12 protein-coding genes are annotated in these 16874 nt (G+C 37.6%); 10 read left to right on the top strand and 2 right to left on the bottom strand.

All coding sequences use genetic code 11. The annotated features are described in order from the left end of the window. Nucleotides 1–170: 170 nt before the first annotated feature. Nucleotides 171–3215 (top strand): selenate reductase subunit YgfK, encoded by a 3045-nt coding sequence (locus APF76_02890; protein ID KUO49240.1) that lies wholly within the window; start codon nucleotides 171–173, stop codon nucleotides 3213–3215. A gap of 77 nt (nucleotides 3216–3292) precedes the next feature. Here APF76_02890 and APF76_02885 read toward each other — a convergent pair whose 3' ends face one another. After that, entirely contained in the window at nucleotides 3293–4672 is a 1380-nt protein-coding gene (locus tag APF76_02885) for a hypothetical protein (GenBank protein ID KUO49239.1), read from the bottom strand. Nucleotides 4673–4925: 253 nt separating this feature from the next. On the opposite strand from APF76_02885, the gene APF76_02880 reads away from it, so the two are divergent. The 5 genes from APF76_02880 to APF76_02860 all read left to right on the top strand — a co-directional run bounded on the left by APF76_02880 (nucleotide 4926) and on the right by APF76_02860 (nucleotide 9872). Further along, nucleotides 4926–5699, top strand: a complete 774-nt coding sequence (locus APF76_02880) for a hypothetical protein (protein ID KUO49238.1) — start codon at nucleotides 4926–4928, stop codon at nucleotides 5697–5699. Nucleotides 5700–5721: 22 nt separating this feature from the next. After that, complete coding sequence (locus tag APF76_02875; protein ID KUO49237.1) at nucleotides 5722–6378, top strand: hypothetical protein; 657 nt, start codon at nucleotides 5722–5724, stop codon at nucleotides 6376–6378. A 208-nt stretch (nucleotides 6379–6586) separates the two neighbouring features. Further along, nucleotides 6587–7228 carry a hypothetical protein gene (locus APF76_02870; protein ID KUO49236.1) on the top strand — a complete coding sequence of 214 codons (642 nt, stop codon included), beginning with the start codon at nucleotides 6587–6589 and terminating at the stop codon, nucleotides 7226–7228. A 1-nt stretch (nucleotide 7229) separates the two neighbouring features. Continuing rightward, entirely contained in the window at nucleotides 7230–8579 is a 1350-nt protein-coding gene (locus tag APF76_02865; GenBank protein ID KUO49235.1) for a hypothetical protein, read from the top strand. A gap of 84 nt (nucleotides 8580–8663) precedes the next feature. Then, nucleotides 8664–9872 carry an MFS transporter gene (locus tag APF76_02860; GenBank protein KUO49234.1) on the top strand — a complete coding sequence of 403 codons (1209 nt, stop codon included), beginning with the start codon at nucleotides 8664–8666 and terminating at the stop codon, nucleotides 9870–9872. A 118-nt stretch (nucleotides 9873–9990) separates the two neighbouring features. Here APF76_02860 and APF76_02855 read toward each other — a convergent pair whose 3' ends face one another. Then, a complete protein-coding gene (locus APF76_02855; protein KUO49233.1) occupies nucleotides 9991–11424 on the bottom strand; it encodes a sodium:solute symporter in 1434 nt (477 codons plus the stop codon). A gap of 618 nt (nucleotides 11425–12042) precedes the next feature. Between APF76_02855 and APF76_02850 the strand changes: the two genes are divergently transcribed. The 4 genes from APF76_02850 to APF76_02835 all read left to right on the top strand — a co-directional run bounded on the left by APF76_02850 (nucleotide 12043) and on the right by APF76_02835 (nucleotide 16831). Beyond that, nucleotides 12043–13161, top strand: coding sequence for a hypothetical protein (locus APF76_02850; GenBank protein KUO49232.1), 1119 nt, complete (start codon nucleotides 12043–12045; stop codon nucleotides 13159–13161). A 94-nt stretch (nucleotides 13162–13255) separates the two neighbouring features. Then, a complete protein-coding gene (locus APF76_02845; protein KUO49231.1) occupies nucleotides 13256–14791 on the top strand; it encodes a heme ABC transporter ATP-binding protein in 1536 nt (511 codons plus the stop codon). Further along, nucleotides 14784–15896 carry an ABC transporter permease gene (locus APF76_02840; protein KUO49230.1) on the top strand — a complete coding sequence of 371 codons (1113 nt, stop codon included), beginning with the start codon at nucleotides 14784–14786 and terminating at the stop codon, nucleotides 15894–15896. Before APF76_02845 ends, APF76_02840 begins: the two co-directional genes overlap by 8 nt. After that, nucleotides 15896–16831 carry an ABC transporter permease gene (locus APF76_02835; protein ID KUO49229.1) on the top strand — a complete coding sequence of 312 codons (936 nt, stop codon included), beginning with the start codon at nucleotides 15896–15898 and terminating at the stop codon, nucleotides 16829–16831. Before APF76_02840 ends, APF76_02835 begins: the two co-directional genes overlap by 1 nt. Nucleotides 16832–16874: the final 43 nt, after the last annotated feature.

Raw genomic sequence — 16874 nt, 5'->3', positions numbered from 1 at the left:
AAAAGCCTATGCTTTGCAAAACTCGCTTCGCTCAGACATGCAAATCATTACGTCTTATTTACCTTCATAAACTAATAATTGCAAAAAACTTAATTATGGTACGCTTCATATAACATTTTGGAATTAGACGACAGACTACAGAAATCAGAATTTAAAGAGGAGGTAATAACATGGGTGATAAAATGAGAGAAATACCCTTTAGGAAGTTAGTTAAGTGGGTATTTGAAGAATATAAAAATGAAAACTCAATTTTTGGAATTCCCAAGGAAAAGTTTTTTGAGAAGGAAACTAACAATAAAATAAATCTGTTTGAAGATGAGTTAGATACACCCATTGGTCCAGCAGCAGGTCCCAATACTCAGCTTGCCCAAAATATCGTAACCTCTTATCTATGTGGGGGCAGGTTTATAGAGCTAAAAACAGTTCAGATATTAGATGCATTAGAATTCCCAAAGCCTTGTATCCATGCTGAAGACGAGTGCTATAATACTGAATGGTCTACAGAGCTCACCATAGAAAGTGCATTTGAAGAATATGTCAAAGGATGGTTTTTGCTTAACATTATTCAAAAAGAAATATTTGGGATTGAGAAGCGTTCCTTCATGTTTAATATGAGTGTTGGTTATGACCTAGAGGGGATCAAGTCAGAGAAGGTTAATAGCTTTATTGAAGGAATGAAGGATGCTTCAGATCGAGATGTATTTAAGGAATTCAAGAAAGTCCTTAAAGAAGAGATAAAATACTTTAAAAATGTTAACGAAGAATATATAGATAATATCTCTTCAAATATATGTGACTCTATTACTCTATCTACGATGCACGGATGCCCTCCAACAGAGATTGAGAAAATCTGTAGGTATCTAATTTCGGAGAAAAAAGTGCATACATTTGTGAAAATGAATCCCACTTTACTAGGATATGAATATGTGAAAAATACTCTTCATAAGATGGGCTATCATTATATTGAATTAAAGGAAGAATCCTTTACCCATGACCTGCAGTATGATGATGGAATAGCCATGGTCAAGAGACTCAAAAAGTATGCAGCAGAAAATAAGAGAGAATTTGGAGTAAAATTGTCAAATACCCTGCCTGTGAAAATAGCTAAAGGTGAGCTTCCTGGAGAAGAAATGTATATGTCAGGAAAGTCGCTTTTTGCCCTAACTATTAATCTTGCCTATAAGCTTGCGACTGAGTTTCAAGGCAATATTAACATTTCCTATTCGGGTGGTGCAGACTACTTTAATATTGTTCGCATCTTTGATACGGGCATTCAGCCAATTACTGTGGCAACTACCATCTTAAAGCCCGGAGGCTATTACAGATTAAAGCAAATGGCTGATGAACTAGAAGGACATTTAACTAAGAGCTTCAATAAAATTGATTTAGAGAAACTTAAGGGCTTGGCAGCAGAAGCTATGGAGGATGCAAATTATGCTAAGGAAAGGAAAATAGGAGAGAGCCGGAAAATCTCCAAAAAGCTTCCTCTCACGGATTGTTTTGTGGCTCCTTGTACAGTAGGCTGCCCTATTGAACAGGATATCCCAGAATACACTAGGCTAGTTGGTGAGGGTAGACATGATGAGGCTTTTGAATTAATAGTTGACAAGAATCCTTTACCCTTTATTACAGGAACAATTTGTAATCATAATTGCATGACCAAGTGTACTCGTTTGGATTATGATAGGTCAGTTCATATTCGCGACTTGAAAAAAGAGGCGGCCCAAAAGGGATATAAAGCATTTATGGGTAAAGTAAAAGAAAGTCAAGAAAAGGTCTATGGGAAAGTGGCAATTATTGGTGCTGGCCCTTCAGGTTTAGCCGCGGCTTACTTCCTAGCAAAATCCGGAATGGATGTTACTGCCTTTGATAAAAGGGAAATGCCAGGGGGTACTGTACAACATATAATCCCTGAGTTTAGGATTGCCAGAGAAGATATCAATAGTGACATTGAATTGGTAAAGAAAATGGGAGTAAAATTCAAGCTTGGAATAAGTGAGAATTTCTCAATAGAAGACTTGAAGTCCCAGGGTTTTGAATATATTTACCTTGCTATTGGAGCTGCTAAGTCAAATCCAGTTCAAATTCAAGGTGCTGGTGACAAGGTAATTAGTGCAATCAGCTTCCTAGAGCAATACAATTATAAGGAAGATTTAAAACTAGGTAAAAACGTTGCAGTAATTGGTGGAGGTAATACTGCCATGGACGCTGCAAGGGCAGCTACCAGGGTTAGTGGAGTAGATAAGGTGTATATTGTTTATAGAAGAACAAAAGAATATATGCCCGCTGATAAGGAAGAGCTACTAGCTGCTATTGATGATGGTGTAATATTTAAAGAGCTGTTAGCACCTATCTCATTATCTAACGGTAAGTTAAAGTGTGAGATAATGGAGCTTAGTGAACTGGATGCATCTGGTAGGAGAAGACCTGTTTCAACCAAAAAGACTGCAGAAGTAGAAATTGATACCGTTCTTTCGGCTGTAGGTGAGAGTGTAGATCTTGATATACTGAGGAAACAAGGATTAGAAGTTGATGATAAGGGCAATATCAAGGTTAACCCAGCCACCAATGAAACAAATATTGATAAAGTATTTATAGGTGGAGATGCTTTAACAGGACCATCAACAGTTGTAGAGGCAATGGCCCAAGGTAAAAAAGTAGCTAAGGAAATTATTACCCAGGAACAGCTTGAAGAAGGTAAGGATATGGTTGCAGATATAGTCTTTGACCACAAAAAGAGGCATCCAGAAATAGTAGAAAGAAGAGGTAACCTTAAAGGCCGACCTGAAGACGTACAAAGAGAAGCAGATAGATGTCTGGAATGTAACTATATCTGCAATGTATGTACAGAGGTCTGTCCAAACAGAGCAAATGTTACGGTTAAGCTTGATGATGGCAGACTGAAATCACTGAATCAGGTTGTTCATATAGACGGTATGTGTAATGAATGCGGCAACTGTGCCATCTTCTGTCCATATGACGGAGCTCCATATAAGGAAAAGTTTACCCTTTTCTGGAGCGAAGAGGACTTCAATGATAGTGAGAATGACGGTTTCTTTGTGGTGGAGGAAGGAAAAGAAACTACCTTTAAGGTTAGAGTAGAAGGTAATGTATCCACAGTAAAATATGATGAAAAAGGAAGAACCTCATCAGACTTAGATCCATCCATTCTGGCCTTAGTTTGGGAAGTATATTTTAAATGGGGTCAGGCTTGACAAATTGACATTTTCAATTTTGAATAATTAAAAACTAACTCTTGCCAATACGAGGCAAGAGTTAGTTTTTTATACCCCTATAAATACTTGGGCTTTTGTCTTTTAATAAACTGCCCAGCACCCTCTTTGCCTAGAAATTGACCATTTTCTACTATTATATTACCTCTTAAAATAGTAGTTGCTGGATAGCCCTGTACTTCTATGCCTTCATAGGGAGAATAGTCACTACCCATATGAAGAGTATCTGCGCCCAAACGTACTTTTTTATTGGGATCGAAAATGATGATGTCTGCATCAGTACCTACAGTTAAAGTTCCTTTGTTGGGATACAGTCCAAAGATTTTAGCGGGATTATGGCATAATACCTCTATTAGTTTGTTAAATGATATTCTACCTTGGTTTACTCCGAAATGATGCATTAGTGGTAGTAGAGTTTCAGTACCTGGAATACCAGGTGGCACATCCTTAAAGGACTCTCTACCTGCATCTTTTTGTTTAGTAGTAAATGAACAATGGTCAGTGCTGACTACAGGTATATATCCTTTAGTGATACCTTCCCAGAGCTTATCCTGATCGGCCTTCTTTCTGAGGGGTGGTGCTGCAATATGATAATGACCGTTAGTTTCTAAATATTTATCATCTGTTAGGATGAGATATTGTGGGCAAGTTTCTGCCATTATCTTTACACCATTTTTTCGTGCCTCTTCAACTATCTGTGAACCCTGTGCTGTAGAGAGGTGAACTATGTATAACAGACTATTAGTTTCACTTGCAAAGAGTGCTGCTTTAGAGACAGCCTCTGCTTCAGCAATGTTAGGCCTGCTGCAGGCATGATACTTTGGCAATAATTTACCTTCATTAATATATTTTTCTGTATAATACTCACATATTGAATCATTTTCTGCATGAACCATGACCATCCCGTTGCTTTCGTGTGTTTTCCTAATTGTTTCAAGTAGTTCTCCATCCTCAATTAAAAAACCAGCCTTTTTATAGGTCATAAAAAGCTTAAAGGTAGAGTACCCAGCATTTATCACATCAGGTATGGCATCAAAGGAATCCTTGTTTAAGTCAGTAAAATGGCTGTGGAGTCCAAAATCAATGCAAACCTTGTCCTTTGCCTCTAATAACCTTTTATTATTTGCATCACTTATAAATTCATCCTTTTCCTGTTTTGTAAAGTCAATGATGGTGGTGACTCCTCCTAAAGCAGCTGCTTTGGTGCCAGTATAGAAGTCATCCGCTGTTTTTACACCACCCCCTCCAACAATTTCAAAGTGGGTGTGTACATCTATAATACCGGGAAAAACATACATGCCCTGGGCATCTATAATCCTTTCTGCCATAAGACCACTTAAATCTCCAATTGCCGCTATTTTATTATTCTTAACTCCTAGGTCTGCTTTAAAGGTATTAAAGGGTGTTACAAGGATACCGTTTTTAATCACTAGCTGCATGTTTATCTACCTCCAATGTGAATAGAGCCTAAATTCCATATGTATACCAATAGTTTCTTAGAACTATTGATACAATATTCAAGGAAATACCTTAGGAATCCTTCTTCCATAACATAGATCGGTTGCTACGTGGTAAATATGCTTGGGCAACGGTTTGGTTGTTTAGAACCTTTAGTGATATAATAGATATTATTGAAGCTCGTGTTAGTACATAAAATCTAATTTAGTGCAATAGTGAGGAGTTTGGATGAAAATGGAGCGGGGAAAAAAAAATTCTAATTTCATGTCTTTTATTGATATAGATCGTAATTCCTATGAACCTGCGTATATGCAATTGGTTAATATAATCAAACAACAAATTGCTTCAGGTATATTTCGGCCTGGGGATCAATTGCCATCAGAATCTCAACTTTGTAGTCGATATCAGGTTAGCCCCATGACAGTAAGAAGAGCTATTAATATACTCATTGATGAAAAAATTGCAACTACTACTCAAGGAAGAGGAACTTTTGTACGGTCTATCAAGCTTGGCTCAGCTGCTTTTTATCTAAAGGGCTTGCAAGACTTTTTTATGGATAAAAAAACTACAGTTAAAATTCTTGAAGCCCGTATTGTGTTGGCAAACAAACGTATAATGCAAAAGCTAGATGTTCAACCAAAAGAAGCAGTAATTTATATTAGAAGATTACTACTTAAAGGCAATGAACCATTTTTCTATCATAAGGAATATTTAATATATGATCCAACTCGACCTATAGTTGAATCTGAATTAGAAGTAACATCGTTACGAGGACTTTTTAGTGGTTCGGGCTCTCCAGAATTTAAGAAAGGCGAATTAAGTATAGAGGCAACAGTAATCACTAATGAAGAGACCCAGGTGTTAGAAACAGAAGAAGGTTTTCCGGCTTTTCGTATTGAACACATTTTTTATGATTTTGATGAAAAACCAACTAGCTGGGGATGGTTCATTTGTAGGGGAGATAAATTACGCTTTACTACAACAGTAGGAATTCAGGATATATTTTGAGATTTATGGAGGGAATTAGCCGATGAAAAACGTGACAGCAAGGGAACAATTGATAAATAATATCGGAGACTTAAAGGAAGAAGCTGTGCGTGAATTAGTATTAAAGAGAATAGAATCTGGAGATGACCCATTACATATCATTGATGATTGTCAACGAGGGATGCGTTTAGTTGGAGAACGTTATGAGCAGGGGCAATATTATATAGCAGGGCTGATTATGGCTGGTGAGATATTTCGTCAAGTAACAGAGACTATACAACCTTTTCTTAGAAGCAATTCTTCCAATGGGTCCAATGGATGTATACTACTTGGAACTGTGCAAGGGGATATCCATGACTTAGGAAAAAATATCTTAAGCATACTTCTTACTTGCCATGGATTCAAGGTACATGATTTAGGTGTGGATGTAGCCCCCATAACATTTATAGAAAAGATTGGAGAGCTTCAGCCCAATATTGTTGGTCTTTCTGGATTATTGACAGTTTCTTATAAAAAAATGAAAGAAACAATAAACCTTCTAAATAAGGAAACGCAAGCCCACGGGGCCAAAATACCTATTGTTATTGGCGGTGGACAGATAAATCAACAAGTTGCAAGTTTGGTTGGGACCAGATTTTGGTGCAATGATGCAATTGAAGGAGTGCGAATTTGTCAACGTTTGATTGATGTCGACAAATAAATATAAATAAAAACAAATATTCTAAAAATTACAATGTATTGGTAATTGACAACTTATATATATAACTATATAATTTATATCAAGAATGTTTCTACTTTTCTGTAAACGGAATAACTTTAGTCTTTTAGAATAAGCTAGAAGGGAGGGTAGTGTAAATTAACTGAATATTATACAAAAAGGTAAAATTATCATATTTAGGGAGGATGCTATGTTAGATAAATTAGTTAGTGCTATTGTTGAGATGCGTGAGGAAGAAGCCATAAATATAGTTCAAGAGTTATTAGACCAAAATGTGGATCCCATAGCAATTCTGGATAATGCTCGTAAAGCAGTTGAGATTATCGGTGAAAAGTATGAAAAAGGCGAATTTTTTATGCCAGAATTGATTTTAACAGGGGAAATGCTGACCAAGATATCGGAATTGACAAAATCTAAGATGGTAGACGAAGTTGAAGAAGACGATAGCAAGTATATTGGAAAAGTGGTAGTTGGTACAGTACAGGGTGATATTCATGACATTGGCAAAAACATAGTAGCCTTTATGTTCGATATTAACGGTTTTAAGGTTCATGATCTTGGAGTGGACGTGCCAGCTTCCAAGTTTGTGGAAGCTATAAAGGAGCATAATCCTCAAATAGTAGGTATGAGTGCACTACTTACCTTAGCCTTTGATAAAATGAAAGACACAGTTAAAGCCATTGATGATGCAGGTCTAAGGGATAATGTAAAAATTCTTATAGGTGGGGCTCCTATTAATGACCAGATTAAGGAATATACTGGTGCCGATGGCTGGGGACAAGATGCTGTAGAAGCAGTTTCCATAGCTAAAAAGTGGATAGGGGGGAACTAATATGAAATTGACTGATAACTGGGAAAAGCTATCAGCACAAGAGAAGTATGAAGAAAGGTTTAAAAGATTTGCAAATCCTGCTATTAAATTTGCAAGCCCAGAAGTGGAAAAAGCATACAAGGATAGAGTTCAGATGCTTAAAGATGTAATAGAACTTAAAAAACCTTCAAGGGTTCCCATTGCTTTAGCAGTTGGTGCTTTTCCAGCATTTCATGCAGGCTTTACCCCAGAAGATATGATGTACGATTATGAAAAGCTTGGAATAGCTTATAAAAAGTTTAATAAAGAATTTGAAATTGATACACTTACTAGCGGTTTAACCGCGGGTCCAGGCAAGGTCTTTGAAATTTTAGATTATAAGTTGTATCAATGGCCTGGTGGAGGAGGATTATCTCCAGAAACTCCCTATCAATATGTTGAAAAAGAATATATGTTGGATGAAGAATATGACTTGCTTATAAATGACCCATCAGCTTACTGGATGCGTTACTATCTACCTCGTACATTTGGCGTTATGGCTCCGTGGGCAGCGATGACTTCATTTACAGATATCATAGAGCTTCCATTTGCAGGGCCATCCATGATTCCCTTTGGTATACCTGCGATTCAAGAATCACTTAAAAAGCTGATGCAGGCTGGGGATGCTGCTCTTGAGTGGATAGGTGCCATAGGAGCTATGGAAGGTGAGATTCAAGCTACCCAAGGACTTCCAGGATTTATGGGTGGTTTTGCAAAGGCACCCTTTGATACCCTAGGGGATACCATGAGAGGAACTCGCCCAATCATGCTGGACATGTTCCGTCGGCCCAAGAAGCTGTTAGAAGCTCTTGATAGACTTGTGGCACTAAACGTAGACATGGGTGTGCGGGCTGCTAATTCTAGTGGTGTACCAATAATCTTTATTCCGCTGCATAAAGGTGCAGATGGTTTTCTTTCAAGTAATGATTTTAACAAGTTTTATTGGCCAACTCTTAAGGCTGTCATATTAGGGTTAATAAACGAGGGGCTGGTCCCATATCTATTTGCTGAAGGCGGATACAACCAGAGGCTCAATGATATAATGGATTCAGATATTCCAGAAGGAAAAACAATGTGGCTCTTTGATACAACTGACATGGTTAGTGTAAAGAAAGCTCTGGGAGGCAAGGCCTGCTTTGGTGGTAACGTACCAGGCTCTATGCTAAAAGTTGGTACACCTCAGCAAGTAGAAGAGTATGTAAAGTTTCTAATGGAAAATGTTGCCCAAGATGGAGGCTTTATTTTAAGCAATGGATCGGTACTTGATGATGCTGAAGCAGATAATCTCCATGCAATGATTAACGCCGGAAAAAAATATGGAGAGTATAAGTAAGCTAGGGAATATAAAAATTATATACAATAAACGGCATCTACAGATGCCGTTTATTGTATGAGCTTTTAGGAGTGAACATAGATTATGACTAATGATGATTCTAAACAAGAGTCACCATATTATCGTTGGATAATCCTAGCTATAATGTGGTCTACAACGTTTATTTCAGTTTATGCACAATTTCAAGTGTCTGCTTTGGCATATAAGATTATTCCTGATTTAAACCTAACATCTGGAAATTTTGCTATGGTTCTTTTATCACCTATGCTGCCCGCAGTATTTTTTAGTATTGTTGCAGGTGCATTAGCAGACAGATTTGGTGTTAAAAGAGTAGTAGCAGTAAGCTTTGTTTTTTCAATAATTGGAACATATTACCGATATCTGGCTACTGATTTTTGGAGTTTTTTCCTTTTAATGTTCTTATCTGGGTTTAGTGTTGCACTTTTGAACGCAAATGTTTCCAAACTTGTTGGGGCATGGTTTCCTAGAAAACAAATTGGTACTGCCATGGGTATTTATTTTTCAGCGTTAGGATTTGGTATGGGTGCAACGCTAATTACAGCATCATTTTTTTCAACAGTTAAAAGTGCTTATACTACTGCGGGGTTAATCATGATTGTTGTGTTTATTTTGTGGATGATTTTTATAAAAAACAAGCCAGATGGAGCACCAGAATTGCCTTCTCAGCCAGTTCTTAAATATATAAGGATTGCTGCAAAAAGTAAGAGTATTTGGCTAGCAGGTTTAGCGCTGATGTGTTTTATGGGTGCAAATATGGCGTTTTTAGGTTTCTTGCCAAATGCATTAACTCAAGCACGTGGCATAGAACCGGGGCAAGCTGGTATTATGGCAGCCATGGTAACTTTAGGCACAATTCTTGGAAATATTATAGGTCCGTATATGGCTGATAGGATTGGTAGAATGAAACCTTTTCTTTCGCCTGTGGCTTTTTTGGGTGCAATTCTTATGTTTGCTTCTTGGATGACTCAAGGAATAAGCATGTGGGCAATTCTTCTCCTTCTGGGGATTTGCTTGGGAATTAGTACTCCGTTGTTAATGGCATTTCCAATGCTACTACCTGAAATAGGACCTATATATGCAGGAAGTGCTGGAGGGCTTTTAGCTACGTTACAATTAATTGGTGCTTTCTTTATTCCATCTATTATTATTGCACCTCTCGGAGGTGACAATTATACTATACTATTTGGGCTGAGTAGTTTGTTCCTACTGTTATTAGGCATTGTCGCATTATTTCTTCCTGAACTTGGCACCAAAGCTAGCAAGGAAGCGTAGGGACAGTTCTTTTACTTCCTTGTTCGTTAGTAGAAGAAAATAAATAGCGGAGGGTGCTGTTCACACTATCCTCCGCTATTTATTTTATATTGTTATTAATTAATTGTGTTTTAGAGAATTAGCTTTCATCAGCCAAAGCAGTAGAATTATTTTTATTTGGATATAAATAGCTAAATAAAACAAAGACTAGAGCACTTGAAAGCAAACCAAGAAATATTGGGTTTAACCCGAAGAAAGAAACATAGTTTTTCTCTACTAGAATTACACCTATACTTCCAACTACAATTGATGCCATTGCACCAGCCCAGCTCGCTTTTTTCCAGTAGTGTCCTACAACATATGGAATAAAGGAACCACCTGCTCTTAAAGTAAAGGAAAACATCAGCACTGTAATTATAGCTTGGGTACTTGTGAGTGCAACTATTGTTGATAGAGTTGCTATAACAACCATAGTTAACCGTGTTACATTTAATACTTGTTTATCAGTAGCTGATTTTTTCATATATATTTTATAAATGTCATTAGCAAAGATTGAACCGGCACCTAATAGGTTTGAGTCAGCACTTGACATTGTCGCAGAAATTATACCTGCAAACAGCAAACCTACAAGGACTGGAGGCATTATTTGAATAGCAAGAGTTGGAAGCGCATATCTTGCACCATGTTCCAATATAGCAGTAGCATCAATCATTCCATTTTGAACCATGGCTAAAGCCATTAGACCAAGGACTGTAGGAATAAAAGCATATATTAGATTAGCAAATGCCGCAAGCAAAGATCCCCAAAAGGCTGCCTTGCCATCTCTTGCAGCATAGTACCTAGCTACTGCTTCCTGACCAACTGCAAAGGATGCAGTATACATAACCACAAGACCTATTATAGTCCCCCAACCTATTTTCCCAGTAAAGCTTAACTGTTCAGCGGGAAGTGCTGCAACTACATTTCCCCAGCCGCCAACTGCATTTAGTGTGAAAGGAATTGCTAAAGCCATCCCACCAATTATCAGGAACATTTGAATAAAGTCGGTAATGGTAACACCCCATAACCCACCCATAACAGAATATATGGTTACAATAACTGAAACTATAAGAACTGCTTGGGTATAGGTTAGCCCAGTCATAACTGATAACACAACTGATGAAGCCATAATTTGAATTGCGGTTAAACCAATTAAAGGCAAAATCATAATAATTGCAGTAACAGTACCAGGTGCTTCTCCATAACGCCTTCTGAAATATTCAGGTACTGTTTTAACAAGCGCATCTCTAAGTTTTGGACCTATAAAAGCTAGAATGGTAAAAGTAATGGCCATTGTTAAAACATACCAGGCAGCACCCATTCCCCAGTCTCCATAAGCCATCTCCACAACACCTAGAGAACTGCCACCGCCTATCTCTGTAGCAGCTAGTGCACCAGCCACCATAAGCGGCCCTAGTCTTCTTCCGGCAACCATAAAGTCTTCATTTGTACTAATTTTCCTTGATGCATACCATCCGATAAATAACATTGCAGCTAAATAAACAATAACAATTGACATAACAATGGTATTCATAATGTCACCTCGCGATTTTTATGATGTGTATTTCCTTAGAGTATTTAATAATTCACCTCCAAACATTAGTATTGTTCATAGCAATTTACAATGTCTAGATGCCTAACCAAACACTGCAACAATGAAATGATAAACAACATAATAACATAACTTATGTAAATTTTAAAATAGATTTACAATATTCTATTTATTTATAATTTCTATTTTCTCAAAAGAAGGATTCTTAGAACTTATGAAGAATTAATTACAAAAGGCAGTAGATAAAATAATAAGATATAAATATGTTTTTGATTTTCGTATAATCCCAATAATATGGTTTGGGAGTTTCTACCGGGAACCATAAATAACCCGACTACGGAGGATTATTTCCTTCGTGGTGGGGTTTTTGTTTTTAAAATTAAGCCTAACTTAATTTTTCTAAGCCTTTTTAAGGTAAATTTATGATAGACTTATCCCTAAGTAGGAATTAAAATATATAAGAGAAATGTAAAGAATAGTTTTATACGGAGTGTATACGGAGGTGGTTGTAAAACCAGAATCTCATTAAGTGTACTAGGTCTTTACATGGAGCAAGAGGTAAATAAAAACATCGATCTAAAAAAGAGGGGGTTACAAGTAATGATTAAGTTTAAAAAAATGAGTATGCTTCTAGTATTAATTTTGGCATTAGGATTGGTTATTTCAGGTTGTGGTGGTCAAAATGCTGAGGAACCAGGAGTGGAAGAACCTCAGGCTGAGGAAGAAGAGTTTATAGTAGGATTTGTTTATGTTAGCCCTGCAGGTGATGGTGGTTATACTTACGCCCATGATCTTGGAAGAAAGTATTTGGAGGAAAATGTACCAGGAATAAAAACTGTAATTTATGAAGCTGTTGAAGAGGGTCCAGATGCTGAAAGAGTAATGACTGAGCTTGCAGAAAATGGAGCCAAGGTTATTTTTGCTACAAGCTTTGGTTACATGGATTACATGGCTAATGTTGCAGAACAATATCCAGATGTAGTATTTGAGCACTGCTCAGGTTATAAAACAGCAGATAATATGGCCACTTACTTTGGTAGAATTTATGAAGCAAGATATTTATCAGGTATAGCTGCAGGTATGAAAACCGAATCTAATAAAATAGGCTATGTGGGAGCTTTCCCAATTCCTGAGGTTGTTAGGGGAATAAATGCCTTTACATTAGGAGTTCAGTCAGTAAATCCAGATGCAACAGTAAATGTTGTATGGACAAACACTTGGTATGATCCAGGAACTGAGAAAGATGCAGCACTAAGTTTATTAGATATGGGTGCAGATGTTATTGCTCAGCACCAAGATACTCCTGGGCCGATGCAGGCTGCAGAAGAACGAGGCGCTTGGGGAATTAGCTATAACTCTGACATGACACATTTCGCTCCTAATGCTATTCTGACAGGTCCAGTATGGAATTGGGGACCATATTATGTAAGCACAGTTGAGTCTGTAATGGATGGAACATGGTCTACTCATGAATATTGGGGAACAATGGCTGAAGGTGCAGTAGGTCTTGCACCTTATAATGAAGATGTTATGACTCCTGAAATAATTGAAGCAGTTGAAGCTGCTAAGGCAGAAATTATTAGTGGAGACTTAGATGTTTTTGCTGGTCCCATCAATGATCAATCAGGTGCAGTAAAGGTTTCAGATGGAACCGCTATGACAGATGGCGAAAGACTTGGATTTGATTGGTTTGTGCAAGGTGTTGAGGGTGACATTTAAAAACTAAATTATGGTTGCTGGTGTAACGCCAGCAACCATTTTTATCCAAAAAGAAAATGCAAAATTCTTTTATTTCAAAAAAAGGAGGTAAGATATGCCTCAGAATCTACTTGTAGAAATGAATTCTATAACAAAAAAGTTTCCAGGAGTAATTGCAAATGATAATGTAAACTTTCAGGCAAGGGCTGGGGAGATACATGCCCTTTTAGGAGAAAATGGTGCCGGCAAAAGTACATTGATGAGTATTTTAACGGGGCTATACTCTCAAGATGATGGAGAAATTTCTATCAAGGGCCATTCTGTAAAAATAGCTTCACCAAAGGAAGCGATTGAGCTAGGAATAGGAATGGTACACCAGCATTTCCGCCTTGTTCATCCATTTACAGTAGCTGAGAATATTATTCTTGGCAAGAAAAGTGTTGGATTATTTATTGATAAAGAAAAAGTGGAGCAAGAAATAGAGGATATATCCAAAAAGTTTGCTCTTAAGGTAGAACCAAAGGCTAAGGTTTGGCAGTTATCTGTTGGTGAACAGCAAAGAGTAGAAATAGTAAAGATGCTTTATCGTGGTGCTGAAATACTGATTTTGGATGAACCGACAGCAGTTTTAACGCCACAAGAGGTCAAAGAACTTTTTAGAACCCTTAGACAAATGGCGCAGGAAGGCAAAGCTGTTATTATAATAACTCATAAACTAAATGAGGTTATGGAAGTGGCAGATCGGATTACCGTCTTACGAGGTGGAAAATCCATCTCAACTGTTAATAAGGTAGATACTGATAAAAAAGAACTCACTAAAATGATGGTAGGAAGAGAACTAATGCCTCAGACAGATAAGAAACCAGCAACAACAGGTGAGGTAGTGCTAGAATTAAATAATGTTACTTGTCTAAGCGATAAAGGTTACCCTGCATTGAAGGACATACAGCTTCAAATTAGAGGCGGGGAAATTATCGGTATAGCAGGTGTGGCGGGGAACGGACAAAAAGAATTAGCAGAGGTCATAACAGGACTTCGTGAAGTTACAGGTGGTTCAATTAAAATTGAAAATAAGGATTATACAAATGCTACTCCAAGGGAAATTATTGAAGCAAAGGTGGCATATATTCCAGAGGATAGAGTAGGTATGGGTTTAGTACCAAACCTATGCTGCACAGAGAATGTAATTTTAAAAAACTATAGGCATAAGCCTGTATGTAATACTCTCTTTATTGATAACAAACATGCCAAGGAGCAAGCTGGTAAACTCGTAAAAGACTTTAATGTAAAATCTGCTGGTATAGACAAGCCTGTCAAACTAATGTCTGGTGGAAACTTACAAAAGCTTTTATTTGCAAGAGAGATGTCAAGTGAACCGAAGCTTATAGTTGCGGTGTATCCTGTGAGAGGGTTGGATGTAAGTGCAATAGAGGCTGTTCATGAGATACTTTTAGCCCAAAGAGAGTCAGGAACTGCTATTTTGTTCATATCTGAAGATTTGGATGAGATTTTTAAAATGTCCGATAAGATTGCAGTAATGCATGCGGGAGCTATTATGGATATAAAGGCTGTCGAAGAAACCAATGTAGAAGAAGTAGGAATGTTAATGGCAGGAAGCAAACTGGACCAGGAGGTAAATAGCAATGAGTAAATCTAACAAGATTGGTACAGTTTCTTTGAAATTTGAAAAAAGACTAATCCCATCTAAAATTGTAACTATTGTTGTTCCGATTATATCTATAATCTTAGCCTTTCTTGCTGGCGCAATTTTTATATATCTTACTGGTTACAAGCCTATAGAAGTCTATCAAGTTATGTTAAAGGGTGCCTTTGGCTCGAAGTATGGCATTTCAGAGACAATGATTAAGGCAATTCCATTGACATTAACTGGTCTAGCTGTATCAATTGCCTTTAGAATGCAGCTGTGGAATATTGGCGCAGAAGGACAGCTCTATATAGGTGCCTGGGCTGCTAGTTATGTAGCACTTTTTATGCCTGGACTTCCTGGGTTCTTGGTACTTCCAACAATGTTGCTTTTTGGTTTTGTAGGGGGTGCTTTTTGGGGACTATTACCTGCTATTCCTAGAGCACTTCTTGATGTGAATGAAACAATCACGAGTCTTTTACTAAACTATGTAGCTATATTATGGGTTTCCTTCTTTGTATATGGCTCATGGAAAGATCCAGCAGGATTTAACTTTCCGTTAACTGCACCCTTTTCAGATGCTGCTACTCTTTCAAAGATTGCAGGTACAAGGGTTCATACGGGTATATTTATTGCACTAATACTTGCGGTGGTTATTTATTTCTTATTAAAAAGAACCAAATGGGGATATGAGATAAGGGTAATTGGAGAGAGCCAGAATGCTGCACGTTATGCAGGTATGGATATCAAACGAAATATTCTGCTGGTTCTTGCACTTAGTGGTGGATTGGCAGGAATTGCTGGGATGGTAGAAGCTGCAGGTCTGACTCATAGGCTGCAGCCGATAATGTCACCAGGCTATGGATATACAGCCATTATTATCGCTTGGCTATCTAAACTTAATCCATTTGCTATTGTGGTTGTTTCCTTCTTATTTGGAGGCTTGGTTGTGGGAGGACAGTCCGTTCAGTCCATTGGTTTACCAATAACAACTTCGAATATGATTCAGGGCTTAATATTATTCTTTGTACTAGGCGGGGAAGTATTCTACCGTTATAAAATAAGGGTTAAAAGAAGCACTAAAACCAATGAAAAAGGGGGGCAGTCATAATGGATTACTCAGTATTACTCATTACAGTTTTGACTGCTGCTATTGCTACTGGAACTCCCATTCTATATGCTGCATTAGGAGAAATTTTGGCAGAAAGAACAGGCGTATTAAACTTGGGAATTGAAGGAATGATGTTAGTAGGTGCAGTTATGAGCTTTATGGTAGCTATAAATACCGGAAACCCTTGGATAGGTTTATTAGCCGGTATGGTAGCAGGTGGTGCTGTAGCAGCCATACACGCATTCCTTTGTGTATCACTCAAGGCCAATCAGGTAGTAAGCGGTCTTGCCCTAACAATATTTGGCACAGGATTTAGTGGCTTTATTGGTAAGTCCCTTATTGGAATTCCTGCGCCTCAAACATTTACAAAGATTGCAATTCCATATTTAAGTGATATCCCATTTTTAGGAACAATATTATTTAGACAAGATGCTTTAGTGTATATAAGCTATTTACTAGTGCCACTATTATGGTTCTTTATATATAGAACTAATGCAGGTCTAAAGATGAGATCAGTAGGCGAAAATCCAGGAGCAGCTGATTCTTTGGGAATTAATGTGTTTGCTATCAGATATACGTATGTAATCATAGGTGGAGTATTTTCAGGTATTGCAGGTGCGTACCTTGCCTTGGCATTTGCACCTACATGGTTAGAAAATATGACAGCAGGTAGAGGTTGGATAGCAGTTGCATTGGTGATATTTGCCACATGGAACCCTTCTAGAGCAGTAATAGGGGCATATCTCTTCGGTGGAGTATCAGCATTAGCCTTTAGGCTACAAGCCATTGGTGTAGCTTTTCCGGCTTACTTCCTTAGTATGCTCCCATATTTATTTACAATTGCAGTTCTTATTTTTGCTACTAGACAAACCCAAAAGAATAGGATTGGTGCTCCAGGAGCATTAATGCAGGCTTATGATAGGGAAGATAGATAGATAGAAGGTACTGTTTTCTGTAGAAAGGAGACATTATATATAG

Origin of the sequence: Desulfitibacter sp. BRH_c19, assembly GCA_001515945.1 — a bacterium.
Lineage (GTDB): Bacteria > Bacillota > DSM-16504 > Desulfitibacterales > Desulfitibacteraceae > Desulfitibacter.
The sequence above is the reverse complement of the archived record's forward strand: the minus strand, read 5'-3'. Positions and strand labels throughout refer to the sequence as shown.

Bases quoted from the DNA above. Each gene is read 5' to 3' on its own strand.
- APF76_02890 (KUO49240.1), top strand. From the start codon at position 171: ATGGGTGATAAAATGAGAGAAATACCCTTTAGGAAGTTAGTTAAGTGG.
- APF76_02855 (KUO49233.1), bottom strand. From the start codon at position 11,424: ATGAATACCATTGTTATGTCAATTGTTATTGTTTATTTAGCTGCAATG.
- APF76_02875 (KUO49237.1), top strand. From the start codon at position 5,722: ATGAAAAACGTGACAGCAAGGGAACAATTGATAAATAATATCGGAGAC.
- APF76_02865 (KUO49235.1), top strand. From the start codon at position 7,230: ATGAAATTGACTGATAACTGGGAAAAGCTATCAGCACAAGAGAAGTAT.
- APF76_02880 (KUO49238.1), top strand. From the start codon at position 4,926: ATGGAGCGGGGAAAAAAAAATTCTAATTTCATGTCTTTTATTGATATA.
- APF76_02845 (KUO49231.1), top strand. From the start codon at position 13,256: ATGCCTCAGAATCTACTTGTAGAAATGAATTCTATAACAAAAAAGTTT.
- APF76_02840 (KUO49230.1), top strand. From the start codon at position 14,784: ATGAGTAAATCTAACAAGATTGGTACAGTTTCTTTGAAATTTGAAAAA.
- APF76_02885 (KUO49239.1), bottom strand. From the start codon at position 4,672: ATGCAGCTAGTGATTAAAAACGGTATCCTTGTAACACCCTTTAATACC.
- APF76_02870 (KUO49236.1), top strand. From the start codon at position 6,587: ATGTTAGATAAATTAGTTAGTGCTATTGTTGAGATGCGTGAGGAAGAA.
- APF76_02835 (KUO49229.1), top strand. From the start codon at position 15,896: ATGGATTACTCAGTATTACTCATTACAGTTTTGACTGCTGCTATTGCT.
- APF76_02850 (KUO49232.1), top strand. From the start codon at position 12,043: ATGATTAAGTTTAAAAAAATGAGTATGCTTCTAGTATTAATTTTGGCA.
- APF76_02860 (KUO49234.1), top strand. From the start codon at position 8,664: ATGACTAATGATGATTCTAAACAAGAGTCACCATATTATCGTTGGATA.